Source organism: Stenotrophomonas sp. YJH_SMC_106-19 (assembly GCF_059368375.1).
Genome location: NZ_JCAFRQ010000001.1, coordinates 482,998 through 508,502 on the forward strand (window position 1 = coordinate 482,998; position 25,505 = coordinate 508,502).

The 25,505-nt window shown below is 65.9% G+C and carries 21 protein-coding genes; 11 read left to right on the forward strand and 10 right to left on the reverse strand.

Going from position 1 to position 25,505, the window contains the following annotated elements; genetic code table 11:
- Positions 1 to 74: 74 nt before the first annotated feature.
- Together AC5P5M_RS02225 and greB are read left to right on the forward strand one after the other, a co-directional pair.
- Positions 75 to 1,580 carry a helicase HerA-like domain-containing protein gene (locus tag AC5P5M_RS02225; protein ID WP_053516846.1) on the forward strand — a complete coding sequence of 502 codons (1,506 nt, stop codon included), beginning with the start codon at positions 75 to 77 and terminating at the stop codon, positions 1,578 to 1,580.
- A gap of 35 nt (positions 1,581 to 1,615) precedes the next feature.
- Positions 1,616 to 2,122 (forward strand): transcription elongation factor GreB, encoded by a 507-nt coding sequence (gene greB, locus AC5P5M_RS02230; RefSeq protein ID WP_053516845.1) that lies wholly within the window; start codon positions 1,616 to 1,618, stop codon positions 2,120 to 2,122.
- Between the two features lie 52 nt (positions 2,123 to 2,174).
- Here greB and AC5P5M_RS02235 read toward each other — a convergent pair whose 3' ends face one another.
- The 3 genes from AC5P5M_RS02235 to AC5P5M_RS02245 form a co-directional block, all read right to left on the reverse strand.
- Entirely contained in the window at positions 2,175 to 3,008 is an 834-nt protein-coding gene (locus AC5P5M_RS02235) for a DUF3025 domain-containing protein (RefSeq protein ID WP_495205717.1), read from the reverse strand.
- Positions 3,005 to 4,366 (reverse strand): 30S ribosomal protein S12 methylthiotransferase RimO, encoded by a 1,362-nt coding sequence (gene rimO / locus AC5P5M_RS02240; RefSeq protein WP_053516842.1) that lies wholly within the window; start codon positions 4,364 to 4,366, stop codon positions 3,005 to 3,007. The genes AC5P5M_RS02235 and rimO overlap by 4 nt, the downstream gene beginning before the upstream one ends.
- A gap of 325 nt (positions 4,367 to 4,691) precedes the next feature.
- Positions 4,692 to 5,393, reverse strand: coding sequence for a hypothetical protein (locus tag AC5P5M_RS02245; RefSeq protein ID WP_283219923.1), 702 nt, complete (start codon positions 5,391 to 5,393; stop codon positions 4,692 to 4,694).
- Positions 5,394 to 5,738: 345 nt separating this feature from the next.
- Here AC5P5M_RS02245 and AC5P5M_RS02250 point away from each other — a divergent pair, with 345 nt between their 5' ends.
- Genes AC5P5M_RS02250 through AC5P5M_RS02260 form a run of 3 tightly spaced genes read left to right on the forward strand, consistent with a single transcriptional unit; the run spans position 5,739 to position 7,012 of the window.
- Positions 5,739 to 6,410: a dienelactone hydrolase family protein gene (locus AC5P5M_RS02250; RefSeq protein WP_279942572.1), complete on the forward strand. Its 672-nt coding sequence runs from the start codon at positions 5,739 to 5,741 to the stop codon at positions 6,408 to 6,410.
- Entirely contained in the window at positions 6,407 to 6,829 is a 423-nt protein-coding gene (locus AC5P5M_RS02255; protein WP_283219925.1) for an HIT domain-containing protein, read from the forward strand. Before AC5P5M_RS02250 ends, AC5P5M_RS02255 begins: the two co-directional genes overlap by 4 nt.
- 15 nt (positions 6,830 to 6,844) lie before the next feature.
- Positions 6,845 to 7,012 (forward strand): LiaI-LiaF-like domain-containing protein, encoded by a 168-nt coding sequence (locus AC5P5M_RS02260; RefSeq protein ID WP_005410498.1) that lies wholly within the window; start codon positions 6,845 to 6,847, stop codon positions 7,010 to 7,012.
- Between the two features lie 66 nt (positions 7,013 to 7,078).
- Here AC5P5M_RS02260 and dcd read toward each other — a convergent pair whose 3' ends face one another.
- Together dcd and apbC are read right to left on the reverse strand one after the other, a co-directional pair.
- Complete coding sequence (gene dcd / locus AC5P5M_RS02265; RefSeq protein WP_065174891.1) at positions 7,079 to 7,651, reverse strand: dCTP deaminase; 573 nt, start codon at positions 7,649 to 7,651, stop codon at positions 7,079 to 7,081.
- A gap of 74 nt (positions 7,652 to 7,725) precedes the next feature.
- Positions 7,726 to 8,580, reverse strand: coding sequence for an iron-sulfur cluster carrier protein ApbC (apbC, locus tag AC5P5M_RS02270; protein ID WP_053516830.1), 855 nt, complete (start codon positions 8,578 to 8,580; stop codon positions 7,726 to 7,728).
- Positions 8,581 to 9,020: 440 nt separating this feature from the next.
- Between apbC and AC5P5M_RS02275 the strand changes: the two genes are divergently transcribed.
- The 6 genes from AC5P5M_RS02275 to AC5P5M_RS02300 all read left to right on the forward strand — a co-directional run bounded on the left by AC5P5M_RS02275 (position 9,021) and on the right by AC5P5M_RS02300 (position 20,738).
- Entirely contained in the window at positions 9,021 to 11,972 is a 2,952-nt protein-coding gene (locus AC5P5M_RS02275; protein ID WP_053516828.1) for a TonB-dependent receptor plug domain-containing protein, read from the forward strand.
- Positions 11,973 to 12,069: 97 nt separating this feature from the next.
- Complete coding sequence (locus tag AC5P5M_RS02280) at positions 12,070 to 14,103, forward strand: alpha/beta hydrolase family protein (protein WP_065174889.1); 2,034 nt, start codon at positions 12,070 to 12,072, stop codon at positions 14,101 to 14,103.
- Positions 14,104 to 14,275: 172 nt separating this feature from the next.
- Entirely contained in the window at positions 14,276 to 16,378 is a 2,103-nt protein-coding gene (locus AC5P5M_RS02285) for a M13 family metallopeptidase (RefSeq protein ID WP_180876129.1), read from the forward strand.
- Between the two features lie 166 nt (positions 16,379 to 16,544).
- Positions 16,545 to 18,551 (forward strand): M13 family metallopeptidase, encoded by a 2,007-nt coding sequence (locus tag AC5P5M_RS02290; protein ID WP_065174911.1) that lies wholly within the window; start codon positions 16,545 to 16,547, stop codon positions 18,549 to 18,551.
- Positions 18,552 to 18,672: 121 nt separating this feature from the next.
- Complete coding sequence (locus tag AC5P5M_RS02295; protein WP_495205523.1) at positions 18,673 to 19,155, forward strand: VOC family protein; 483 nt, start codon at positions 18,673 to 18,675, stop codon at positions 19,153 to 19,155.
- Positions 19,152 to 20,738, forward strand: coding sequence for a phytoene desaturase family protein (locus tag AC5P5M_RS02300; RefSeq protein ID WP_065181840.1), 1,587 nt, complete (start codon positions 19,152 to 19,154; stop codon positions 20,736 to 20,738). Before AC5P5M_RS02295 ends, AC5P5M_RS02300 begins: the two co-directional genes overlap by 4 nt.
- A gap of 49 nt (positions 20,739 to 20,787) precedes the next feature.
- Here AC5P5M_RS02300 and AC5P5M_RS02305 read toward each other — a convergent pair whose 3' ends face one another.
- From AC5P5M_RS02305 to AC5P5M_RS02325, 5 genes are all read right to left on the reverse strand, one after another.
- Entirely contained in the window at positions 20,788 to 21,462 is a 675-nt protein-coding gene (locus AC5P5M_RS02305; protein WP_053516819.1) for a rhomboid family intramembrane serine protease, read from the reverse strand.
- 76 nt (positions 21,463 to 21,538) lie between these two features.
- The gene (locus AC5P5M_RS02310; protein ID WP_495205524.1) at positions 21,539 to 21,985 is read right to left on the reverse strand and encodes an MGMT family protein; all 447 of its coding nucleotides are present in this window, start codon (positions 21,983 to 21,985) and stop codon (positions 21,539 to 21,541) included.
- Complete coding sequence (locus AC5P5M_RS02315) at positions 21,892 to 22,812, reverse strand: DMT family transporter (RefSeq protein WP_065174885.1); 921 nt, start codon at positions 22,810 to 22,812, stop codon at positions 21,892 to 21,894. The genes AC5P5M_RS02310 and AC5P5M_RS02315 overlap by 94 nt, the downstream gene beginning before the upstream one ends.
- A gap of 84 nt (positions 22,813 to 22,896) precedes the next feature.
- Positions 22,897 to 24,255 carry a glutathione-disulfide reductase gene (gorA, locus tag AC5P5M_RS02320; RefSeq protein WP_065181838.1) on the reverse strand — a complete coding sequence of 453 codons (1,359 nt, stop codon included), beginning with the start codon at positions 24,253 to 24,255 and terminating at the stop codon, positions 22,897 to 22,899.
- Positions 24,252 to 25,502: an NAD(P)/FAD-dependent oxidoreductase gene (locus AC5P5M_RS02325; protein ID WP_495205525.1), complete on the reverse strand. Its 1,251-nt coding sequence runs from the start codon at positions 25,500 to 25,502 to the stop codon at positions 24,252 to 24,254. Before AC5P5M_RS02325 ends, gorA begins: the two co-directional genes overlap by 4 nt.
- Positions 25,503 to 25,505 lie beyond the last annotated feature (3 nt).

Sequence of the window (25,505 nt, forward strand, 5' to 3'; positions counted from 1 at the left end):
GTCGGGGCAAGCCGACCTTCGGGCCGTCATCGCTGCCGGTTAACATTGGGCGCATTCACCACAAGGGCTGGACCATGGATCCGATTCTGCTCGGCAAAGGCATCACCGACGATGTGGCCGTTACCCTGCTGCCGAAACTCGGCAACCGCCACGGGCTGGTGGCGGGCGCCACCGGCACCGGCAAGACCGTGACCCTGATGACCCTGGCAGAAGGATTCTCGCGGCTCGGGGTTCCGGTGTTCCTCGCCGATGTGAAGGGCGATGTGTCCGGCCTGGCCGTGCCCGGCACGGGTAGCGAAGCGCTGCTGAAGCGCGCTGCGGACATCGGCGTGGCCGACTATGCGCCAGCAGGCAGCCCGGCCATCTTCTGGGACCTGTACGGAAAACTCGGCCACCCGGTGCGCACCACCGTCAGCGAGATGGGGCCGACCCTGCTCGCGCGCATCCTCGAATTGAATGACACCCAGGCCGGCGTGCTGGACATCGTGTTCAAGCTGGCCGACGACCGCGGCCTGCTGTTGCTGGACATGGATGATCTGCGGGCCCTGCTCGGCCTGGTCGCCGAAGAGCGCAAGGACATTTCCACCGAGTACGGACTGGTCAGCGCGCAGTCGATCGCAGCGATCCAGCGTGCCGTGCTGCGGCTGGCGCAGGACGGCGGTGAGAATTTCTTCGGCGAGCCGGCACTGGAACTGGCCGACATCATGCGGGTCAATCACGACGGCCGCGGTGTGATCGGCATCCTCGCCGCCGACCAGCTGGTGCTCAAGCCTAAGCTGTACTCGACCTTCCTGCTCTGGCTGCTGTCGGAACTGTTCGAACAGCTGCCGGAAGTGGGCGACCTCGACAAGCCCAAGCTGGTGTTCATCTTCGACGAGGCCCACCTGCTGTTCGACGATGCGCCATCCTCGCTGGTGCAGCGCATCGAGCAGGTGGTGCGGCTGATCCGCTCCAAGGGCGTGGGCGTGTACTTCTGCTCGCAGTTCCCCGACGACGTGCCCTCCAACATCCTGGGCCAGCTCGGCAACCGCGTGCAGCACGCGCTGCGGGCCTTCACGCCGCGCGACCAGAAGGCGGTCAGGACCGCTGCCGAAACCTTCGTGCCGAACCCGAAGCTGGATGTCGCCAAGGTGCTGAGCCAGCTCGGCACCGGTGAAGCACTGGTTTCCACGTTGCAGGACAAGGGCGTGCCGATGCCGGTCCAGCAGACGATGATCGCGCCGCCCCGCTGCCGGATGGGGCCGGTCACCGAGGCCGAGCGCGCGCAGGTGCGTGCCGGCAGCCCGGTCGGCAGCCGCTACGACACGGCGGTCAACCGTGAATCGGCCGCCGAGCTGCTGGCCCAGCGGGCGCAGAAGAGCGTGGAGCAGGCCCAGACCCCGGCCGCGCGCAGCCGCGAGCAGGACGAGGCACAGGAAGGTGGATTCGGCCAGGCGATCAAGGATGCGATCTTCGGCACCAAGCGTCGCCAGGGCATGATTGAAACCATGGCCAAGCAGACCACGCGCACGGTCGGGACCAAGCTGGGCAACCAGATCGTGCGCGGCATCCTGGGCGGCATCTTCGGCGGCAAGCGCTGAGGCCCTTTCGTATTCCTGAGAAGAAGCTGTATTACATGTCCCGTTGGCGTCCGCCCGCAGAGAAAAGCACCGCCCTGATCACCGCCGCCGGCCACGCCCGGCTGAAAGCCGAGCTGGACGACCTGTGGCGGGTACGCCGGCCCGAGGTGGTGAAGGCGCTGGCCGCCGCCGCCGCCGAGGGCGACCGCTCGGAGAACGCCGAGTACACCTACCGCAAGAAGCAGTTGGGTGAAATCGACCGCCGCGTGCGCTACCTGACCAAGCGGCTCGAATCGCTGCGTGTGGTCGATACCACGCCGACCGATCCACAAGCGGTGTTCTTCGGTGCATGGATCGAACTGGAGAACATCGACAGTGGTGAGACCAGCCGTTACCGCATCGTTGGGCCGGATGAAACCGACGCCGGCCTGGGCTGGATCAGCATCGACTCGCCGCTGGCGCGGGCCGTGCTGAAGAAGCGCCTGGACGATGAATTCTCGGTGGAACTGCCGGGCGGCCGGTTCACCTTCGCGGTGATCAGCGTCGAGTACCCGTCTTCGTAACACCGAGCCCTCCCGGCGTTGCTGTCAATCCAGCGCCGGGCATGGCCCGGCGCTACCGGGGCAAGAGCGGCGGCGGGTACAGGCGGCCCTGCCGCAGCGGGCGGAAGTAGTCGGCGTTGCCATGGAAGGCGGCGTCCTGCTGCGGGTGCCAGCCGGGGATTCCGGCCAGTGGCAGCGGGCGCAGCTGCAGCGGATCGGTCACCGTCGCGCCCTGCTCGATCGCCCGGGCCACGGTCTCGATGCAGGCACCCTCATCATCGCCGCGCACCACCACGCACTTGCCGACCAGCAGGCGCCCCGGCAGCAACGCCTGTTCCATCAGTGCATGGCCGAACACCGCGGCGATGGTGATGCGACCGGCCTGCCAGTGCGGCGGCGCGAACAGCATCGGCCAGTCGTGGGCGTCCCACGCAGCGATCAGCGCATCGTCCTGGACGCACACGATCACGCCGTTCTCGTCGAACTGGGTCAGCGCCGCCTGCGCGCGATTACGTTGACCCGTTGGCATCGTGGCGACGTGCAGGCATTGCCGCCTGTTGAGCGCGTGCTTCAGCTGCGGGTGACACGCCCACACCAGTGCATTGAACAGATCGTGCCAGCTCGCCGCACGGGTGGCGATACGCCCCTGCGCGATGCGCACTTCGTAGTGCAGGCCATCGGCCAGCAACGCCGCATCCTGCTCGACCAGTCGCCGCCCGCGCAACGCCAGCCGCGTATCCAGCTCGGCAACGGTCGGCCAGCGGTCGCCGGACAGAAGATCGCGGAAGGCACGCACCCGGGCAAACAGCGGATGATCGAACACCGCCGGGTCCACCGCCGCGCGCGGCGGCGGCACGAATCGCCGAGGGCTGCCAGCGTGGCCGGCAGCACCCTCGGCCATGATCAGAGCACCTTCAGGTCGAAGGCCGGGCGCGTGGTCGGCGGCAGCGCGTCGCCATACAGATCGTGTTCGTCGCTCTCGGTGATTTCCACGTTGATGAATTCGCCTACGCGCAGCGGCACCTGGTCGGCATTCTGGATATGCACCAGTCCATCGATTTCCGGTGCATCGGCCCTGGAACGGGCCACGGCGATGTCACCTTCGATGGCATCGACCAGGCACTGCTGCACCGTGCCGATCTTGGCCTCCAGACGTGCGGCCGAGATCTGTGCCTGCTTTTCCATGAAGCGCGCCAGGCGCTCCTGCTTCACCTCTTCCGGGACAGGGTCCGGAAGAGCGTTGGCGGTAGCACCCTCGACCGGCGAATACGCGAACGCACCCACGCGGTCCAGCTGCGCCTCATCGAGGAACGACAGCAGCTCCTCGAACTCCGCTTCGGTCTCGCCCGGGAAACCGACGATGAAGGTCGAACGCACGGTGATGTCCGGCGCGATGCGACGCCAGTTCTGCACGCGCTCCAGCGTCTTCTCCACCGCACCGGGGCGCTTCATCAGTCGCAGGATACGCGGGCTGGCGTGCTGGAACGGAATGTCCAGGTACGGCAGGATGCGGTTCTCGGCCATCAGCGGCACCACGTCATCCACGTGCGGGTACGGGTACACGTAGTGCATGCGCACCCACGCATCCAGCTCGGACAGGCCCTCGCACAGCGCCTTCAGGCGGGTCTGGTAGGCCTTGTCGCGCCACATCTTCTCGGCGTACTTCACGTCCACGCCGTAAGCGGAGGTGTCCTGCGATACCACCAGCAGCTCACGCACACCGCCCCGGACCAGGCGCTCGGCTTCGCGCAGCACTTCATCGACCGGGCGCGAGACCAGCTTGCCGCGCATCGACGGAATGATGCAGAAACTGCACGCGTGGTTGCAGCCTTCGGAAATCTTCAGATAGGCGTAGTGGCGCGGGGTCAGCTTGATGCCGTAGTCGGGCACCAGGTCCACGAACGGATCATGCCGGGGCGGTAGCGCCTCATGCACCGCCTCCATCACGCTCTGGTAGTCCTGCGGGCCGGACACCGCCAGCACGTTCGGGTACGCCTCACGGATCTGCTCGGGGCGCTTGCCCAGGCAGCCGGTGACGATGACCTTGCCGTTCTGGTTCATCGCCTCGCCGATGGCGTCCAGCGACTCCGTCACCGCCGAGTCGATGAAGCCGCAGGTGTTGACCACCACCACGTCGGCCGAGTCATAGGACGGGACGATGTCGTATCCCTCCGACCGCAGTTGGGTCAGGATGCGCTCGGAATCGACAAGGGCCTTCGGGCAGCCAAGGCTGACGAAGCCGACTTTGGGGTTCAGCTGGGACATGGAATCGCGGGACTCTGGGGGCCTGGGCCCCTGCCGGAGTGGCAGGGGTTCCTGGGGGCCGGGGCCTGAAAGGGCGCCAGTATACCGGGGTTGAGGGCCGCGCTCTGAACGGCCCCGGGGTGTACTGAGGGGAGCGCCCAGGATTCTGCCCCACGTGCCATCTCCATCAGCGGGGTACCCGTGAACGCGTCAAGGCCCCCGGCGGCTTGAGCTGGAGCTCCGGCTCGACCCGGCGGAACGCGCTGCGAAGGCTCGACGCTCACGGAGAGGCAATCGTCTCACGGTCCACCGTCGCCACGGCCGCACCGGAGCGTTGATTGCGACATCAATAGACGTTGATTGATCCGTTGTTTGTTGAGCAAACCCGCGGAATGCATGCTGACGTAGCCGTTGGGATAACGCCTCGCCTCACACCAATACACACCACCTGAAGGGTGTAAGAACCCGTGAATGGGCCCGCGTATTCATCGCTCGCGGAGGTCATGCAGCGCCCATTATCAAGCGAGAGAGTTCCTGTGGATTTCCCTGCCAATGAACTCTGGAAACGAGCAGTACCCACCGAATTGAAATTGACTCCGATTGGCGCACTCCCACTGGGCGCCAATGCAAATACGTAGTACCCCGCCCTGGGCTGCGTCATGTCGCTGGAGGCTGAATTCGAATCCTCCGCCGGATCTGAATCACCCTCACAGGACCAACCAACGACGGCCGACTCGCCAGATATCACGGTTTCGCCACGCCGCACCTTGGAGTTCATGACTTCGCAGGCGGCCTGGTGATAGAGCTTTGTGGTTTCATTCTGATCATCATAACGATATACAAAACCGCCCTTTCCATCCTTGAAAAGGCGCACCTGGACAGCCACGTCGCCGCCTTCGAAATCAGAGAGGCGCACCGTCCGCTCAACCCACTGCCTGCCATCCGATGACGCCATCTGGCGGTCCTGGTACGACGATTGGTTGGCCATAGCCACCGTGTGCATTGTTGCCATCCCCAATGCACACAGAAGGCGAAATTCCTTTTTCATTTCATGAAACTCCATTTATCGGGCGCCTGCGCCTTCACGCCGCGCCCCGGAAACATGCCGAGATATGATCAGCCCCACATCGCCCCTCCAGACTGGAGTTCCGCGAACGAAACGCTATCTGCTCGCCCTCTTGGCTTCAGCAGGTGCTTTACTGAATCTACTGTCAGAGCCAGGCCGAATCAGATGCCAGAATCCCTGGCAGGATCGTCCGCGACGCATTTGATCGAGTCGCGATCCGACGTCGCTTGATGCATCAGCCGCCCGATCACGCACAGCCGCAGACGCCGCGCTAACCCGCCCAGCGCCGACAATGCAGGCCTGTCCACTGCTACGAGGAAACCGACGATGTCCGAATGGATCACCCTGGATACGCATCATGGCCCGGTCCGGGCCTGGCAGGCCCTGCCGGCGGGCACGCCGCGTGGCGGCCTGGTGGTCGTGCAGGAGATCTTCGGCGCCAATCCGCACATCCGTGGCGTGGCCGAGCGCTTCGCCGCCGAAGGCTATGCCGTGCTGGCGCCGTCGTTCTTCGACCTGGTCGATGGCCCGGACGCCGACCCCGATGCCCTGCCCTATGACCCTGAAGGGGTGAAACAGGGCCTGGAACGGGTAAGTGCGCTGGGCATTGAACGGGCACTGGAAGTGGTGCGCGCCGCAGCAACCCGGCTTGCCCCCTTCGGCAAGGTCGGCACGGTCGGCTACTGCTGGGGCGGAACGGTGGCGATGCTGTCCGCGCTGCGCCTCGGCCTGCCCTCGGTGAGCTATTACGGCGCACGCAATGTGCACTATCTGGACGAGACACCGAAGGCGCCGGTGATCTTCCACTTCGGCGCGCAGGACCGCAGCATCCCGCCTGAGGCCGTGGAGGCGCATCGCCAGAAGCTGCCGCAGATGGCGACCTATGTCTACCCGGCCGACCATGCCTTCAACCGCGAGGTCGGACATGCGTATGATCCAGACAGCGCCACCCTGGCGCTGCAACGCACCCTGGACTTCTTCACGGAGCATCTTGGATGAGCGATTTCGAACTTGATTCCCGCCTGGCCACCGACAGCGTTCTGGTGGCGCATGGCCCGCTGTCGCAAGTGCGGTTGATGAACGACGAACGGTTTCCCTGGCTGATCCTGGTGCCGCGTCTGGCCGGGGTAACGGAGTGGATCGAACTGGACGGCGACCAGCAGGACAAGCTGCGCACCGAACTCAACCGCGCCTGCAAGGCCCTGAAGGGCTCCGACGGGGTGGAGAAGATCAACATCGGCGCATTGGGCAACATCGTGCGCCAGCTGCATTTCCACGTGATCGGCCGCCACGACGGCGATCCGGCGTGGCCGGGACCGGTGTGGGGCAGCGGTCCTGCGCACCGCTACGAACCGGACGCCCTGCAGCAGCATGTCGCCTACTGGAAGGAACGGCTAGGATATCCGGCCCACTCCTGAGACCGTGCCGACACGATGCGATTCAACCTCGTCGCCGCCATCCTGCTGATCCTGATCGGGCTGTTCATGCTTGCCAGCAACCTGGGCTGGACGCACCTGAACCTGTCCAAGCTGCTGCTGACCTGGTGGCCGGTGGCCCTGGTCGGCGTCGGCATCGCCATGCTGTTCGGCCGCGGCAAATAAGCGAAGGCGGCGCAAGCGCCGCCTTCGATCGAGCGACGCCGGGCATGGCCCGGCGCTACCGGTCCGTCAGGTGCGCGGCAGGGTGACGCCGGTCTGGCCCTGGTACTTGCCACCACGGTCCTTGTAGGACGTTTCGCAGATATCATCGGCCGCCGCCTGGAAGAACAGCATCTGGGCCACGCCTTCGTTGGCGTAGATGCGCGCCGGCAGCGGCGTGGTGTTGCTGAACTCCAGGGTCACATGGCCTTCCCACTCCGGCTCGAGCGGAGTGACGTTGACGATGATGCCGCAACGCGCGTAGGTGCTCTTGCCCAGGCACACCACGAGGGTGTCGCGCGGAATGCGGAAATACTCCACGGTACGCGCCAGCGCGAAGCTGTTGGGCGGGATGATGCATTCGTCGGCGGTGATGTCGACGAAGCTGCCCGAATCGAAGTGCTTCGGGTCCACGATGGTCGAGTTGATGTTGGTGAACACCTTGAACTCGCGCGAGCAACGCACGTCGTAGCCGTAGCTGGAGGTACCGTAGCTGACGATGCGCTGGCCGTTGACCTGCTTCACCTGCCCGGCCTCGAACGGCTCGATCATGCCGTGCTGTTCGGACATGCGGCGGATCCAACGGTCACTCTTGATGCTCATGCTCTGTCCTGGGTGCGAGGGGGCGCGAGGATTCTAGCAGGGGGCCGGGCGCCACCGCCCTCCCCGCCCGGTCCCTACAGCAGCGACGACAGGATCGGGATCGAGGCACGCGGGCGCTTGCCCACTTCCTCGATGAGCCGCTGCGCGGCGTGGCGATAGGCCTGGGCCGGCAGGGAATCCGGCTGCGCGGCGGTGATCGGTGTGCCTGCGTCACCCTGCTCACGGATGCCGATCTGCAACGGCAGCGATCCCAGCAGCGGCACGCCGTACTGCGCCGCCATGCGCTCCCCGCCCCCCTCGCCGAACAGGTGCTCGACGTGGCCGCACTGGCTGCAGGTATGTACCGCCATGTTCTCGACGATGCCCAGCACCGGCACTTCGACCTTCTCGAACATCTTCAGTGCCTTCTTCGCATCCAGCGTGGCGATGTCCTGCGGCGTGGTGACGATCACCGCACCGGCCAGCGGAATCTTCTGGGTCAGCGTCAGCTGGATGTCACCGGTGCCGGGCGGCAGGTCGATCAACAGGAAGTCGAGGTCGTCCCACAGCGTGTCGTTGAACAGCTGGGTCATTGCCGAGGTCGCCATCGGCCCACGCCAGATCATCGGCGTGTCTTCCTCGATCAGGTAACCGATCGACATGGTGTCCACGCCGAAGGCACGCAGCGGTTCGATGCTCTTGTTGTCCGGGCTTTCCGGGCGGCCGGACAGGCCCAGCATGGCGGGAACGCTGGGGCCATAGATGTCCGCATCGAGCACGCCCACCCGCGCGCCCAGCTGCTGCAGCGCCACCGCCAGGTTAACGGCCGTGGTGGACTTGCCGACACCGCCCTTGCCCGAGCCCACCGCGATCACGTTGCGGATGCGCGCGTGCGGTGCCAGCCCCTTCTGCACCTGGCTTGCATGGGGACGACGGGTCGGACTGTTCACTGCGGGCTCCGGCGGAAAGTCAGGAAGGAGAACCCGACATCATACCGCCGGAGCCTCAAGGACCGGCGCGCAGGATCGCGTTGGTCGAAGATGTGGGCGCCGCGGAGAATTTTCGCTCCCTGTTCACCCCAGCCCCCCCCCGTTAAGGAAGCAGACACGATTTGCGAAGGAACAGAAAAACCAGTTGAATCAATACACTGCGCGGTTTTCGACACGCCTTGATACGTTCCGACAGGAAATCGACCACAGAAAGATGACTGCGTTGTGAACGTTTGACACGCTTGGTTAATGGCGTGTTAATCTCGAGTCACTGGCTTGTGAAGCCGGTACCAGAACCGGGCGGCGGCACGCTGCCGATACCGGGGTAGGGGCACACGGAGACGCCCGCAAGGTCATGTCCCCGGTGTACGACGCAATCATTCGATTCAAGGGGATTTCAGATGATCAATCGCAAGTCGCTCGGCAGGAACCCGCTGAGCTTCGCCCTCGCCTCTGCCGTGCTGCTCGCCGCAGCCGCCCCGGCGATTGCCCAGGATGCGTCGGGCTCGACGCAGACGACACAGGACACGCCGCAGGAAGCGCCGAAGTCCAAGGCGACCAATCTGGACACAGTGACCGTCACCGGTTCGCGCATCAGTCGCGACGTGTTCAACTCGGTTTCGCCGGTGCAGGTCGTGACCCGTGAGGAGACCACCCTGGCGGGCTTCAACTCGACGGCCGCCGCGCTGCAGAGCAACAGCGTCACTGCCGGCAGCGCACAGATCAACAACTCCTTCGGCGGATACGTCACCAATGGCGGCCCGGGTGCCAACACCCTGTCGCTGCGTGGCCTGGGCGCTACCCGCACCCTGATCCTGCTCAACGGCCGCCGCGTTGCACCGGCGGGCTCGCGCGGCTCGGTCGGCTCGGCCGACCTGAACGTGCTGCCCAGCGCGATGGTCGACCGCGTGGAAATCCTGAAGGACGGTGCTTCGTCCATCTATGGTTCCGACGCCGTGGCCGGCGTGGTCAACATCATCACCCGCAAGAACGTGGACGGTGTTGAAGCCGAGTTCCAGCACAACGCCACCGAGGGCGGCGGCGGCGACGAAACCCGGTACTCGATCGTGTTCGGCAGCACCGGTGAGCGCTCGCACTTCTCTGGTTCGTACGAGAACTACCGTCGCAATGAGATGACCATTGGCGATCGCAGCTGGGCCAGCTGCCCGACCGATAACCTGCGCGACATGGACGTGGGCAACTACTTCGGCAGCGGCGACTACATCGATCCGACCACCGGTAAGCCGAAGTGCTTCACCCTCGATTCCGGCGGCGTGACCATCAACACCCTGGGCACCGCCACCTTTGGCGGGTTCAACCGCTGGCGTCCGAATCCGGCCGTCACCACCGGCCGCCTGCCGGGCTATGAGTCCGTCGGCTACTACGACCGCGACACCTACGATCCGGGCCTGCTGAAGGAATCGCTGGTGTCCCCGGCCGAAACCCACACCCTGTTCTTCCAGGGTGGCGTGGATCTGGGCGTGATGGGCGACGCCGAGTTCTACTACGAGTTCCTCGGCAACAAGCGCGACTCCACCCAGACCGGCTACCGCCAGCTGTCGTATGACTACTCGGTCGGCAATCCGCTGCTCGGTAACCTGTCCAACCTGCCGGCCTTCGCCCTGCCGACGGAAACGTCCAATGGCAAGAACGTAGCGGCCCGCACCTTCATCGGCTTCGGCAACGACCGCAGCAAGCAGTCGGTGGACTTCTTCCGCGCCACCGCTGGCGTGCGCGGCAGGCTCGGTTCGGAGTGGAACTATGACTTCATGGTCAGCCACGCCGACTCGGATGCCGATTACACCTTCAACTCGTTCCTGACCGACCGCCTGGCACAGAGCCTGGATGTTGTGTCCGACGGCGCAGGCGGCTTCAACTGCGTGAACCCGGCCAATGGCTGCGTTGCCGCACCGATGCTCAACGCACAGACCCTGGCCGGCAATCTGCCGTACGAGTGGAAGAACTTCGTCTATACCCCGGTCACCGGCAACACCAGCTACCAGGAATCGACCGCGAACCTGAACGTCAATGGTCCGCTGTTCGATCTGCCGGGCGGTACCGCCGCAGGCGCCTTTGGTGTCGAGTACCGCAAGGCCAAGATCGACGATACCCCGAGCATCCACTCGATCAACCGCAACCTGTACAACCTGACCAGCTCCGACCCGACCCGCGGCAGCGACTCGGTGTGGGAAGCCTACGGCGAAATCGAACTGCCGCTGCTGTCCGGCGTCACCGCTGCCGAAGAGCTGACCTTCAACGCCTCGGCCCGCTACACCGACTACCAGTCCTACGGATCGGACACCACCTGGAAGCTGGGTGGCCTGTGGACGCCGGTCAAGTGGCTGTCGCTGCGTGCGTCCTACGGCACCTCGTATCGTGCTCCGGCGCTGTTCGAACAGTTCCTGGGTGCCACCAGCGGCTTCCTGAACGCCTCCAGCGATCCCTGCAACAACTACGGCTCGCGCAATCCGACCAGCCCACGCTACATCAATTGCGCTTCTGAGGGCCTGCCCACCAGCTTCACCGCGACCAACTCGGTACGCGTGGACTCCATCGGTGGCGGCCTGGTCGGTGCCAACCTGAAGGCTGAAACCTCCGACGCGTTCACCGTTGGCCTGGTGTTCCAGCCGGAGTTCGGCAGCGGCTTCGGTGATCTGTCCTTCGCCGTCGATTATTACGACATCGAAGTGGAGAACGGCGTTGCCCAGATGGGTGCCACCTACATCCTGAGCACCTGCTACAACGGCACCACCGGCGACTTCGCCGCCAACAACGGTCTGTGCCGTCTGATCAGCCGTTCGCCCAACAACACGCTGACGGTCCAGAACGGCTATGCCAACCTGGCCACCGACAAGGTGCGCGGCCTCGACTTCACGACTCGCTACGTGCGCGACATCGGTCCGGGCGAGTTCCGCGCCAATGTGCAGGTCTCGCGGTTCCTGGAGCAGTCCGGCAAGGTGTTCGAGGACGATCCGCTGGTTGACTCCAACGGCCTGATCAACAACCCGAAGTTCACCGGCCAGCTCGACCTGACCTATCGTGTCAAGGAATGGCGCGTGCGCTATGGCCTGAACTGGGTGGACAACATGTCCAGCTACGCGTACTACGAGGAAGATCCCGCAACCTCGGCGTACAAGCTGGCCGTGCCGAACTACATCACCCAGGACTTCTCGGTGCAGTACACCGCCGACAAGTGGCAGGCCACTGCCGGCGTGCGCAACTTCGCCGACAAGGAACCGCCGACCATCAGCCCGGGCGCCGGCATCTACAACACCGTCGGCAACGCCCCGCTGTACAGTGGCTACGACTACTTCGGCCGTACGTTCTTCGTGAACCTCAGCAAGAAGTTCTGAGCCATGCGTCAACAGCCGCCGCCCGCAAGGGCGGCGGCTGCTTTTGGGGTGGGTGCAATGCCCGCCTTCCCATTGCACGGACACAGTGAGACGTCGCATGAAGCACTACCTGCTGCTGGCCGCGCTGGCCGTCGCCGCGCCGCTGCACCTCAACGCCAAACCCGCGGTCCCCACGATCGAACAACTGGCCGCCTTCCCGGATATTTCAAGCCTTTCCGTGTCGCCTGACGGCACGCAGATCGCCGGTCTGCAGGCCCGCGGCGAAGAGCGCGTGATCCTGGTCTGGAAGACCGATGATCTCAGCGCAGCACCGACCACGATCGGTGCGGGCCGCATGAAGTTCCAGAGCGTGGGCTTCATCAAGAACGGGCTGCTGGCAGTCACGCTGTGGCAGCCCTTCGACCTGCGCACCGACCGGGTCAACAAGACCTTCATCAGCAAGTTCTTCATCACCGATACCGAAGGCAAGCAGTGGAAGGAACCGATCAGCGTTCCGCGCGCCACCAGCCGCAACGAAGAACTGGAACAGGCGCTGTCCAATGCCACGGTGCTGGACACGCTGCCCAACGACCCCGACCACATCCTGGTGGTCAACGGCTCGGGCAGCAATTCCGGTGACGTCTACAAGGTCAACCTGCGCAGCTTCACGTCCCAGCGCATCCAGAAGACCGAAGAACGTGTCGCTGGCTACCTCACCGATCTGAACAGCGAACTGCGCGCACGCCTGCGCCAGGACGTGGACGGTACCGGCGCCTACGTCGCCACCGAGTTCCGCAACCCTGCCACCAACGCGTGGGAAGAACATTTCCGCTCGCACGTGAAGGACCGCGATATCACCCAGGTCGTCGGTTTCGCCGATGACCCGAACATCGCCTTCATCCAGAGCAACGTCGGACGCGACAAGACCATCATCTATGAGTACGACATTACGGCCCGCAAACAGAGGGAAGTACTGTTCGAGCACAAATTCTTCAATGCAGGCACCGTTCATGTGAACCGTTACAAGGACGTCGAGGGCGTGCCGTTCGGCGCACTGCTCGGCGTGACCTACAGTGGTCCGCGCGAGAACGAGGTTGAATGGACCCATCCGGTGTTCAAGGGCCTCAACCAGGGCGTCCGACAGGCCCTGGGCATCCAGTCCAGCGACGTCACCCTTGTCGATCCCGCAACGGGCCAGCGCGCGACCACCCAGGCCGACACCGGCCGCGCGGTGCGCGTGATCGACTACAGCAAGGACCTGAAGACCTTTGTGCTGGCCGTCTCCGGGCCGGCGAACCCGCCGGAATACCACCTGTTGCGCAACGGCAAGCTGACCCTGCTGGCCAAGTCCTATCCGAAGATCGATCCGGCTGCGCTGGGCGATACCAGGCTGGTCTATTACAAGGCCCGCGATGGTCTGGATATTCCGGCGTTCCTGACCACACCGAACACCGAACTATGCGGTGCCGGCCCGTGGAAGGCGGTGGTGCATCCCCATGGAGGGCCGTGGGCGCGCGATGGCATGGACTTCGACGGTTCGATGTGGGTACCGCTGATGGCCTCACGCTGCATGGCGGTCCTGCGCCCGCAGTTCCGCGGTTCGGCCGACTGGAGCCGCAAGCTGTGGATGGCCGGTGACGCCGAGTGGGGCCAGAAGATGCAGGATGACAAGGACGACGGCGCCAAGTGGATGATCGAGCAGAAGATCGCCCAGCCTGGCCACATCGCCATGTTCGGCTTCTCCTACGGTGGTTATTCCGCGTTCGCCGCCTCGGTCCGCCCCAATGGGTTGTACAAATGTGCCATCGCCGGTGCTGGCGTCTCGGACATCAAGAAGATCTGGGCACGCTTCTATACCAACCCGTTCTTCCGCCAGGCGCAGTCCAAGACCGTTGACGGCCTGAATCCACTGGACAAGGCCGGCGAGATGAAGATCCCGCTGATGGTCTACCACGGTGACCGCGACCGTACGGTGCCGATCGAGCAGTCGGAGTGGTTCGTTAATAAGGCCAAGAATTCAGGACAGCCGATCGAATTCCACGCCATCGCCGACTACGCGCATGGCCCCGCGTGGACCCGAGCGATCATGGGCGACCAGCTCAAGTTGATCGACGACTACCTGACCAAAGGCTGCGGCGGCGGCGGCCTGTAAGCCCCGTCGCTGCCAGGCAAGGGCGCCCACGGGCGCCCTTGCCCGTTCTGGCCCTTGCACCCGCCCATGACCTTCGACACCCTTGCGGGGTAGGCTGGCGGCGTATCGTTCGGCCCACGGCCGTCCCCGCGGCTCTTCCCTGACTCACTCGGCCTGGAGGCCAAACATAGTGATCACGCGTACTCCCAAGATCGTGCTGCTCAGCCTGGCCGTGTCGGCCGTGCTGGCCGGCTGTGGCAAGAACGAAACCCCGGCCAAGGAGGCCGCTGCGCCTGCCCCGGCCGCCGCCGAAGCCACCACCTACACCCTGGATGAGAGCAAGCTGCCGGCCTACAACGCCTTCCAGCCCAGCGATCTGGACACCAACCTGGACGCCTGCACCGCATTCGGCGACTACGTCAACAGCAAGTGGCTGGCCGCCAACGAGATTCCCGGCGACCGCACCAGCTGGGGCGCGTTCACCATCCTCGACGAGCGTTCGGTGGCAGTGCAGCACCAGCTGGCCGAGCAGGTCGCGCAGGTCAAGAACCCGAGCCACATCGAGAAGATCGTCGGCGACCTGTGGGCCACCGGCATGGATGAGGCCAAGATCAACGCCCAGGGCATCGAGCCGCTGAAGGCCGACCTGGCCGCCATCGACGGCCTGCAGGACAAGGCCGCCATCGCCGACTACCTGCGCACCAGCGCAGCCAAGGGCGAGAACGTGCTGTTCGGCTTCGGCGCCGAGGCCGACTTCAAGAACTCGACCATGAACCTGGCCTACGCCAGCCAGGGCGGCCTGGGCCTGCCTGACAGCACGTACTACACCGACGCCAAGAACGCCGACAAGCTCAAGGCCTACCAGGCGCACGTCGCCAAGGTGCTGGAACTGTCCGGCGTCCCGGCAGCCGACGCCGCCAAGCAGGCTGAGGACGTGGTCAAGTTCGAGACCCGCCTGGCCAAGGCGTCCAAGTCGCGCGTCGAACTGTCGCGCAATGTGGAGCTGTACTACAACCCGGTCACCCTGGCTGACGCCGACAAGCTGACCCCGAACTTCAGCTGGACCGAGTTCTTCAAGTCGCAGGGCGTTGCTGCGCCGGAGAAGTTCTCGCTGGCGATGCCGGCCTTCCATGAGGAAGTGAGCAAGGCGCTGGGCGACACCGACCCGTCGGTCTGGCGCGCCTACCTGCGCTTCCACACCGTCGATGGCGCCTCGCCGTACCTGGCCGATGCCTTCGTCCAGGAGAACTACGCGTTCTACGGCAAGACCCTCAACGGCCAGAAGGAACAGAAGCCGCGTTGGAAGCGCGTGCTGGGCACCATCGAGAACGATGCCGGCGAAGCGTTCGGCCAGCTGTACGTGAAGGTTGCCTTCTCGCCGGAAGCCAAGGCGAAGATGGAAGAACTGGTGAAGAACCTGGCTGCCTCGCTGAAGGAACGCATCCAGGGCCTGAGCTGGATGAGCGAGGAAACCAAGGCCAAGGCCATCGCGAAGTGGGAAACCTTCACTCCGAAGATCGGCTACCCGGACAAGTGGCGTGACTGGTCGGGCCTGCAGACCCAGCGCGACAGCTACCTGGCCAACGTGCGTGCGGCCAACGAGTTCAACTACAAATTCAATCTGTCCAAGATCGGCAAGCCGGTGGACAAGACCGAGTGGGGCATGACCCCGCAGACGGTCAACGCCTACTACAACCCGCTGCAGAACGAGATCGTGTTCCCGGCCGCCATCCTGCAGCCGCCGTTCTTCGATCCGAAGGCAGACGATGCGCTGAACTACGGTGGCATCGGTGCGGTGATCGGCCATGAGATGACCCATGGCTACGACGATCAAGGCGCGCGCTTCGGGCCGACCGGCAACATGGAAGACTGGTGGACGCCGGCCGACAAGAAGAACTTCGAAGGCCTGACCGGCAAGCTGGTCAAGCAGTTCGACCAGTACAAGGTTGACGGCCAGGCCGTGAACGGCCACCTGACCCTGGGCGAGAACATCGCCGATCTGGGTGGCCTGGCCACGGCCTACGATGCGCTGCAGAAGGCCTCGGCCGGCAAGGAAGATCCGAAGGTCGACGGCTTCACCCGCGATCAGCGCTTCTTCTTCAACTGGGCCACCGTGTGGCGTACCAAGTACACCCCGGAAAACGCCAAGGTCCGCCTGGCCACCGATCCGCACGCCCCGGCGCAGTTCCGCGCGATGGGCGCGCCCTCGAACCTGCCGACCTTCGCGGCCGCGTTCCAGTGCAAGGCCGGTGCACCGATGGCGCGCAGCGGCGAGCAGCAGGTGGTGATCTGGTAAGCCACGGCTGACGCCAAGGCAGACCTGCAAGGGCCCGGGATCTCCCGGGCCCTTGTTTTTGCGCGACCCGCCACGGCCGCCAGGCATACCGTGATACGTGCATGCTGCGCCCATGCGCGGCTTGCTATAGTGCGCCCGCCCTCAATCCATCATGGATTCGTTCTACATGCCCAATTTCCGTCCGCTTGCCATCGCCCTGGGCATCAGCCTGGCGACCCTGGTCCCGAGCCATGATGCGTTCGCCGCAAAGAAAAAGGCCGCCCGCGCCCCGGCCGTCAGTGCCCAGTGCAGCGACTTCTACGGCGCCACCAACGCTGGCTGGCTGAAAGCCAACCCGGTACCTCAGACCGGAGCCACCACCGCGCTGGGCCAGCTGGTCGAGCGCAGCAGGCAGCAACAGCGCGAACTGCTCGATGCGGCCATGACGTCGCCGCAGGGCAACGTGCAGAAGCTGCTGGGCGACTTCTGGGCCAGCGGCCTGGACGAGGCGGCGGTGGAAGCCGATGGCTCCAATCCGATCGCGCCGCTGCTGACCCGCATCAATGCGATCAAGAAATCCAAGGATGTGCCGGCGTCGATCGCTGCACTGCATCAGGTCGGCATCCCGGTCGCCTTCAACTTCGGTCCGGACGTCGACCTGAAGGCACTGGACCGTCATATCGGCTACTTCATGCAGGGCGGCATGGGCCTGCCGGATCCGGCGTTCTATACCCGCACCGATGCCGATACCGTGGCGCTGATGGGCCGCTACCGCACCTACGTCAAGCAGATCCTGGCACTGACCGGTACGCCGGCAGCCAAGCTCGATGCGGAGTCGCAGGCGGTGATCGCGCTGGAAACCGAGCTGGCGCGCAATGCACAGTCGCTGGCCGGCATCAACAACCCGTTCAACAACTACGCGCCGATCTCCACCAAGGAACTCAACAGCCGCTACCGCAACCTGCAGCTGGAGGCGTTCCTGAAAGTACAGGGTGTGAACGACGATCTGGTATCGCTGGCCGACCCGGGCCTGTTCCAGCAGCTGGATGGCATGGTCACCAAGCTCAAGCCGGACCAGTGGAAGGCCTACCTGCGCTGGCGCGTGGGCGACTCGATGGCGCCGTACCTGTCCAAGGCCTACCGGGACGCCGAGTTTGAGTTCCGCGGCCGCGTACTGCGCGGGCAGACGCTGCCGCCGCAGCGCTGGGAAGCGGTGCTCGATGCCATCAATGTGGCGGCCGGTCCGATGGTCGGCCGCGAGTACGCTGCCCGCCATCTCTCGGCCGAGGACCGCCGGCAGGCGGCATGGATCGTCGACAAGGTCCGCGAGGTGCAGATCGAGGCCGTCAGGAACAGCGCGTGGATGAGTGCCGAAGCCAAGGCTGAAGCACAGGCCAAGCTGGCGGCGCTGAAGATCGAGATCGGCACCCCGCTGCGCGACCTCGACTACACCGTGCAGCCGATGGGCCGGGGCTCGTTCGGTGGCAACATGCTGATCGCCTCGACCTGGCGCCATCGCGAGGAGATGAAGCGCATCGGCAAGGGCAATGCCGACCGTCGCTGGGACGTGCTGCCGCAACAGCCGTCGCTGGCCTATGACCTGGCGCAGAACCGCCTGATCGTCACCGCGGCCATCCTGCAGGGCCCGGTGTTCAACGCCAAGGCCGACAGCGCCGACAAGTTCGGCAGCTTCGGCGGCCTGGTCGGCCACGAGCTGACCCGTGCCATCGATGCCAAGGGCGCGCTGGTTGATGCCAAGGGCGAACTGCGCAGCTGGTGGACGCCGGCCGACAAGACGGCCTGGACCCTGCTCGGCAGCCGCGTGGCCGCCCAGTACGGCGCCTATGAGTTCCCGGGCGTGAAGGGCGCCAAGGTCAATGGCACGTTGACCCAGGAAGAGAACCTGGCCGACATCGCCGGCCTGGAACTGGCCTGGGCGGCCTACACCGCACAGGAGCCGAAGGCCAAGCCGGCCCAGCAGCAGGGCTTCTTCCGTGCCTGGGCCGCGTTGTGGGCGCAGCAGCTGTCGCCCAACGAAGCCGCACGCCGCCTGACCGCCGACATCCGCGCGCCGGGCATGTGGCGCACCAACGGCACGCTGGCCAACCTCCCGGCGTTCGGCGCCACCTTCAGCTGCAAGGCCGGCCAGCCGATGCAGCGCAGCGATGCCGAGCAGATCAAGGTCTGGCGCTGAGCCAGCCGTCCGTGACACGAAGGGCGCCCTCGGGCGCCCTTTTTTTTGCGCATGCAGCACGATCCGCCATTAACACGCGGCATGCTATCGCTGCGCCTTCGTCCTGCAGCGGAGCCCGACCATGGCCCACAAGAACACGATCTGCATCTGGTACGACAGCGATGCACTCGAGGCCGCCACGTTCTACGCCGGGATCCTGCCCGACAGCGCGGTAACGGCCGTGCATCACGCACCGGGTGACTATCCGGACGGCAAGGAGGGCAACGTGCTGACGGTCGAGTTCACCGTCTGCGGCATTCCCTGCGTCGGGCTCAACGGCGGCACCGCGTTCAGGCACAGCGAAGCGTTCTCGTTCCAGATCCAGACCGAGGACCAGTCCGAGACCGACCGCCTGTGGAACGCGATCGTCGGCAACGGCGGGCAGGAGAGCCAGTGCGGCTGGTGCAAGGACCGCTGGGGCATCTCATGGCAGATCAGTCCGCGCATGCTGATCGAAGCGGTGACCAGCCCGGACAAGGCCTTGGCCAAGCGCGCCTTCAACGCGATGATGCCGATGAAGAAGATTGACATCGCCACCATCGAAGCGGCGATCCGCACCGCATGACCGCGTGGGATGCGGTCATCGTCGGCGGCGGCCACAATGGCCTGGTCTGCGCGGCCTATCTTGCCCGTGCCGGCAGGAAAGTACTGGTGCTCGAACGCCGTGGCGTGCTCGGCGGCGCAGCGGTCACCGAGGAATTCCATCCGGGCTTCCGCAACTCGGTCGCCTCGTACACCGTCTCGCTGCTGCAGCCTAAGGTGATCGACGAGCTGCAGCTGCACGCGCATGGCCTGCGCGTCGTCGCCCGCCCGGCCAACAATTTCCTGCCGTTGCCTGACGGCCGCTATCTGCTGTCGGCACCCGGCCGTACCCAGGCCGAGGTGGCGAAGTTCTCCGAACGGGATGCGCAGCGCCTGCCAGCCTATGAGGCGAGGCTGGAGGTCTTCGCCGACGTGCTGCGCGCCTGGGCCCTGCGCGCGCCGCCGGACCTCGGCGTCGCAGGCGGCTGGCGCGCATTGCCGGCACTGTGGCGGATGGGCCGGCTCGGCCGGGAACTGGCAGCACTGTCCCCTGCCCTGCGACAGGAGCTGCTTGATCTGTTCACGCTGTCGGCCGCCGACTATCTGGACCGCTGGTTTGAAAGCGAGCCGATCAAGGCCCTGTTCGGATTCGATGGCATCGTCGGCAACTACGCCAGTCCGTACACGCCCGGCAGTGCCTACGTCCTTCTGCACCACGTGTTCGGCCAATGCAACGGAGTGAAGGGCGCCTGGGGCCATGCGATCGGTGGCATGGGCGCGATCAGCCAGGCCATCGCTGCATCGGCGCGCGCGGCTGGCGCAGAACTGCGCGTGGATGCCGGCGTGAAGCGGCTGCTGGTCGAGCACGGACGCGCGGTGGGCGTTGAGCTGGCCGGCGGGGACGTACTGCGCGCGCGCGTGGTGGTGGCCAACGTCAATCCAAAACTGCTCTACGAGCAGTTGCTGGAACCGGAGCAGGTGCCCGCGGCGACGCGCGAACGCATGGCGCAGTGGCGCTGCGGTTCGGGCACCTTCCGGATGAACGTGGCGCTGTCGCGGCTGCCGGACTTCCACGCCCTGCCCGGCGCCGGTGAGCACCTCAGTGCCGGCATCATCATGGCGCCCAGCCTCGACTACATGGACCGCGCGTGGCTGGATGCACGGCGCGACGGCTGGTCGCGCGAGCCGATCGTGGAGATGCTGATTCCCAGCACGCTGGACGATTCGCTGGCGCCGCCGGGCCAGCACGTCGCCAGCCTGTTCTGCCAGCATGTGGCACCGGTCCTGCCCGGGGGTAGGCATTGGGACGCACATCGCGATACCGTCGCCGACCTGATGATCGCCACCGTCGATCGGTATGCGCCCGGCTTCGCCGACAGCGTGCTCGGTCGGCAAGTGCTGTCACCGCTGGATCTGGAGCGGACGTTTGGCCTGGTGGGCGGCGATATCTTCCACGGTGCGCTCAGTCCCAACCAGCTGTTCTCGGCGCGGCCGATGATCGGCCAGGCCGGCTACCGCGGTGCCCTGCCCGGGCTTTACCTGTGTGGTTCAGGCACGCATCCCGGCGGCGGCGTGACCGGCGCGCCGGGCCACAATGCCGCGCAGGTGATCCTGCAGGATCTGTAGGGGTGTGCCAACCACGGTTGGCACCTGCTGCATCAAATGACCCTGCGGATCATTTGACGCTGCGCAGATGATTCGGACGGTTCGGCGGGCCGGGGGGACGGCGCTTGTTGAACGGTGGCTGGCCGCGCCAGTAGCGGATCAGCAGCCAGCCGAACAACATGCCACCCAGGTGCGCGAAGTGCGCCACGCCCGGCTGCCAGCCGGTCATGCCCAGCACCAGTTCACCGACACCGAACAGGATCACGAACGTGCGCGCCTTCATCGGAATCGGTGGGAACAGCAGCATCACCCGCTGGTTCGGGAACAACATGCCGTACGCCAGCAGCAGGCCGAACACACCACCGGACGCGCCCAGCACCGTGGCCGGATTCTCCAGCAGCGTCCCCACCAGCAGCTGGCAGACGCCGGCGCCGGCCACGCACACCAGGTAGTAGAGCAGGAAGCGCTTCTCGCCCCAGGTCTGTTCCAGCGGCGCACCGAACATGAAAACGGCCAGCATGTTGAAGAACAGGTGGCCGAAGCTGCCGTGCAGGAAGCCGTAGGTCAGCAGCTGCCACGGCTGGAAGTTGCCACCCGGGGAGAACGCATCGAAGCCCTGCTGCAGCGGCTGCAGCATGAACGGCTCGAAGGTCTGGTTGCCGAGCAGGAACGGCTGCTGCAACAGGAACAGGATCGCGTTGGCGATCAGCAGGGCCTTGGTGACGGTTGGCAGTCGCGGGAACATGGGGACACCGGCATGGAACGGTCTCCATCATAGCCGCACCGTCGTGTCGTGTCGGCGACTGCCGCGTGCGGCCCGTTCAGACCCCGGTCGCGCTCAGCCCGGTCCCCCACACGGCGGCATCCAGCGCCGCCGCCGGGTCGGACGCCGGCATCCGCACCCGGCCGTTCTCCACCACCACGCCTTCCGCGCGCAGCCGCTGCGACTGTTCCCGCCAGCCCGCCGACCCCTCCGCCATGGCGATGCGCCCGTCAGAGCGCAGCACGCGGTGCCAGGGCAGTGTCGGGTCATCGTTCTGGCCGAGAATGCGTGCCGTCAAGCGTGCCCGCCCCGGCAGGCCCGCGCGCATCGCCACCTGTCCATAGCCCATCACCTGTCCCGGCGGGATCGCGTGGATCACCGCCAGGATGCGCGCGCGCGCCTGGTCCGGCGTTAGCGGCGCAGACGCGTCACCAGCAGCACGCCGAGCAGGACCAGCACGGTGCCGGCGATCTGCGCCGGCCCCATCGGTTCGTCGAGCAGCCATAGGCTCATCACGATGGTGGAAACAGGCCCCAGCATACCGACCTGCGCTGCCAGCGAGGAACCCACGCGCTGCACCGCCAGCATGATCGCCAGCACCGGCAGCACGGTGCAGACCGTGGCGTTGGCCAGCGACAGCCACTGCACCGGTGCAGGTGCCTGCCACAGCAGTGGCAGCGGATGGGTGATGGCGAAATGCAGCAGCACCAGACCGCTGGCCACGCAGCTGGCATAGGCGGTCAGGCGCACCGCGCCGATCCGTGCCACCACCTGGCCGCTGCCGAACAGGTACAGCGCATAGCTGAGCGCGCTGCCCAGCACCAGCAGGCTGCCGACGATGATCTGCCCGCCCTCCCGCTGCAGATCGTGGCCGAACGCCAGCAGCACCCCCAGGTAGCTCAGCACCAGCGCGGCGACCTGCCAGCGCCCTGGCCGCTGCCGCGCCAGCAGCACGTTGATCAGCAGCACCAGTGTCGGGTTGAGGTAGAGGATCAATCGTTCCAGCGTGACGCTGATGTACTGCAGACCCTGGAAATCCAGCAGGCTGGACAGGTAGTAGCCGGTGAACCCCAGCCACAGCACGCGCGCCCGGTCTGCCCATGACAGCGGCTCGACACGGCGCGAAGCCCACACCGCCATCAGTGCGAACAGGGGCAGTGCCATCAGCATGCGCAGCGCCAGCAGCGTGGTCGCATCGACACCGTGGCGCAGGCCGAGCTTGACGATCACTGCCTTGCCGGATGCGGCAACGGCGCCGATCGCCGCCAGGCCGATTCCCCCCAGGGCGATGCGTGGGGATGCGGTGGCGATGCGCGGGGAGGAGCTTGACATGGGAACAGCGGCGGGCCGCGCAGGGCGGCCCGGGGGTGCGTGTGGACGCCCATTGTCGCATGGCCCGACGCGGCAACCGCAGCGTCAGCGCATCAGCACCACTTCCTCTGCGGAGGTCGGGTGGATCGCCACCGTGTCATCGAACTGGGCCTTGGTCGCTCCCATCTTCACCGCCACCGCGAAGCCCTGCAGGATCTCGTCCGCGGCCTCGCCCAGCAGGTGCACCCCCACCACGCGCTCTTCCGGCCCGGCGCAGACCATCTTGAACAGGCTGCGCTGGGTACCGTTGGCCAGTGCCTGCAGCATCGGCCGGAAACGGCTGTGATAGACCGTCACCTGCTTGAAGCAGGCACGCGCCTCCTCCTCACCCATGCCAACCGCCCCCAGCGGCGGATGCGAAAACACCACGCTGGCCACATTCTCATAGTCCATCTTCGACTGTGGGCGGCCACCGAACAGACGGTCCATCAACCGACGCGATGCAGCCACCGCCACCGGGGTCAGGCCCACCTTGCCCGCGATATCCCCCACGGCATGGATGCTGGGTACCGCCGTGGTCTGCCATTCGTCCACCTGCACCTGCTCGTGCTCGCCGATGTCGATGCCCAGCGCCTCCAGGCCCAGGCCCCGGCTGTTGCCACGGCGGCCGGTGGCGAAGAACACCGCGTCGAACACGCTGTCCATGGGGCCATCATGGCCGAAGGCGCGGACGCGCTCACCGTCGCGCTGCAGTTCGCGCAGGCGGTAATCAAAGTAGATGCGCACGCCCTGCTGGCGGAGGTTTTCCGCCAGTTGATCGGTCAGCTCGTAGTCGAAGCGTTCCAGCAGGCGCTTGCCGCGTACCAGCAGGCTCACCCGGCTGCCCAGCGCCTGCAGCAGCCCGGCCAACTCCACCGCGATGTAGCCGCCGCCGATGATCGCGACCTCGGCCGGGGCAGCACGCAACTCGAAGAAGTCGTCGGATACCAGGCCCAGCTCCGCGCCGGGGATGTCCGGACGCTGCGGGTGCGCTCCGGTGGCGATCAGGATGTGGTCGGCGGTGTAGCGCACGCCGTCGCTGCAGGCCACCGTGTGCGCGTCGAGCAGGTGGCCGCGCGCCGGAATGCGGACGACGCCGGTTTCATCCAGACGCTTGTGGTAGCTGGTATGGATGTTGCTGATGTAGGCCTGGCGATGGATCACCAGTTCCTTCCACGACAGTGCCGGTCGTGGCGGCACATCGAAGCCCATCGCGCTTGCCAGGCCGATACGCTCGTGCAGATCGGCGGCCAGCCACATCGCCTTCTTCGGTACGCAGCCAACGTTGACGCAGGTTCCGCCCAGTTCGCCGGGTTCCAGCAGCGCCACGCGCTTGCCGTACTGCGCGGCGCGGATGGCGCCGGCCAGGCCGGCAGAGCCGCCGCCAAGGACGATCAGGTCGTAATCATGTGAAGCCGTGTTCATCGGAATCGCTCGGGTCGGTAAGGGGCAGGATCGATCGCTGGCGTGCGGCCACAGACGAGATCGGCGATCAGCTGGCCGGTGCCGGCACTCATGCTGATGCCGAGCATGCCATGCCCTGCCGCAAGCCAGACGTGAGGATGCGCAGGCGCGCGGCCGATCAACGGTACATCGTCCACGCTCATCGGACGCCAGCCGCACCACTGCTCCTGCAGCTGCGCGCCACGAGGCATGCGCAGGTGGCGATCAGCGGCCAGCTGCAACGCCTGCAGGCGCTGCGCACGCAGCTGCGGGTCGGCACCGGCGAATTCCATCGTGCCCCCCAGTCGCAGCGCGTCGCGCCAGGCGATCACGAACACGGAGTGATCTTTCAGCACCACCGGACGGGCCGGCACCAGCGGCGGGCGTGACCAGGTCAGCGAGTACCCCTTGCCGGGCTGGATCGGCACCCGCAGGTCGAGCAGCCGTGCCCATCGCGGCGACCACGGGCCGGTGGCCAGCACCAGTTCGCGCGCGCGCAGCGTGCGTCCGCCGGCCTGTACCCCGACCCCGTGTACGTCGCCGCTGAAGCCCTGCATCTCGACCTGCTCGTCGATCTCGACGCCCTGCGCACGCAGTACCCGCGCCAGCTCCGCAGTGAAACGGTCCGGGCGCAGCTGGGCGTCGCCGGGGAAATGGATCGCACCGGCAAGCCGATCATGGAACGCCGGATTGTCGCGTGCGTAGTGGCCGCCATCGATGCAGCGGGTCGCAATGCCGTGCGCATCCAGCGCCTCGCACTGGGCGATATGCTGATCGAAGCTGCGTGCATCACCGAACACGTAATCCAGACCGCGCGTCTCGAATTCACAGTCCAGCCCATGGGTTCCCACCCATTCGGCCAGGCGCACACGGGAATCATTCAACAGCGCAGCGCGCGCGCGCGTGGCCTGCAGCCAATGCCGCGCATTGCAGCGCGCGCTGAACTGCAGCAGCCAGCGCCACAGCGCGGGATCGAGGCGGCTGCGCACATACAGTGGCGCGCGTGGGTCGAGCATCCAGCGCAACGCACGCAGCGGCACACCCGGCGCGGCCAGGGGCGGTGCATGACTGGGCGTGACGGTGCCGCAGTTGCCGTACGACGTCGCTGCGCCCACGCGGCCACGATCGATCACCCGTACCTGCCGTCCCTGTCCGCACAACGCCAGCGCAGTCGCCAGGCCGATGGCACCGGCACCGATCACGATCACGTCATCGCGCGCCCCCTGCATCGG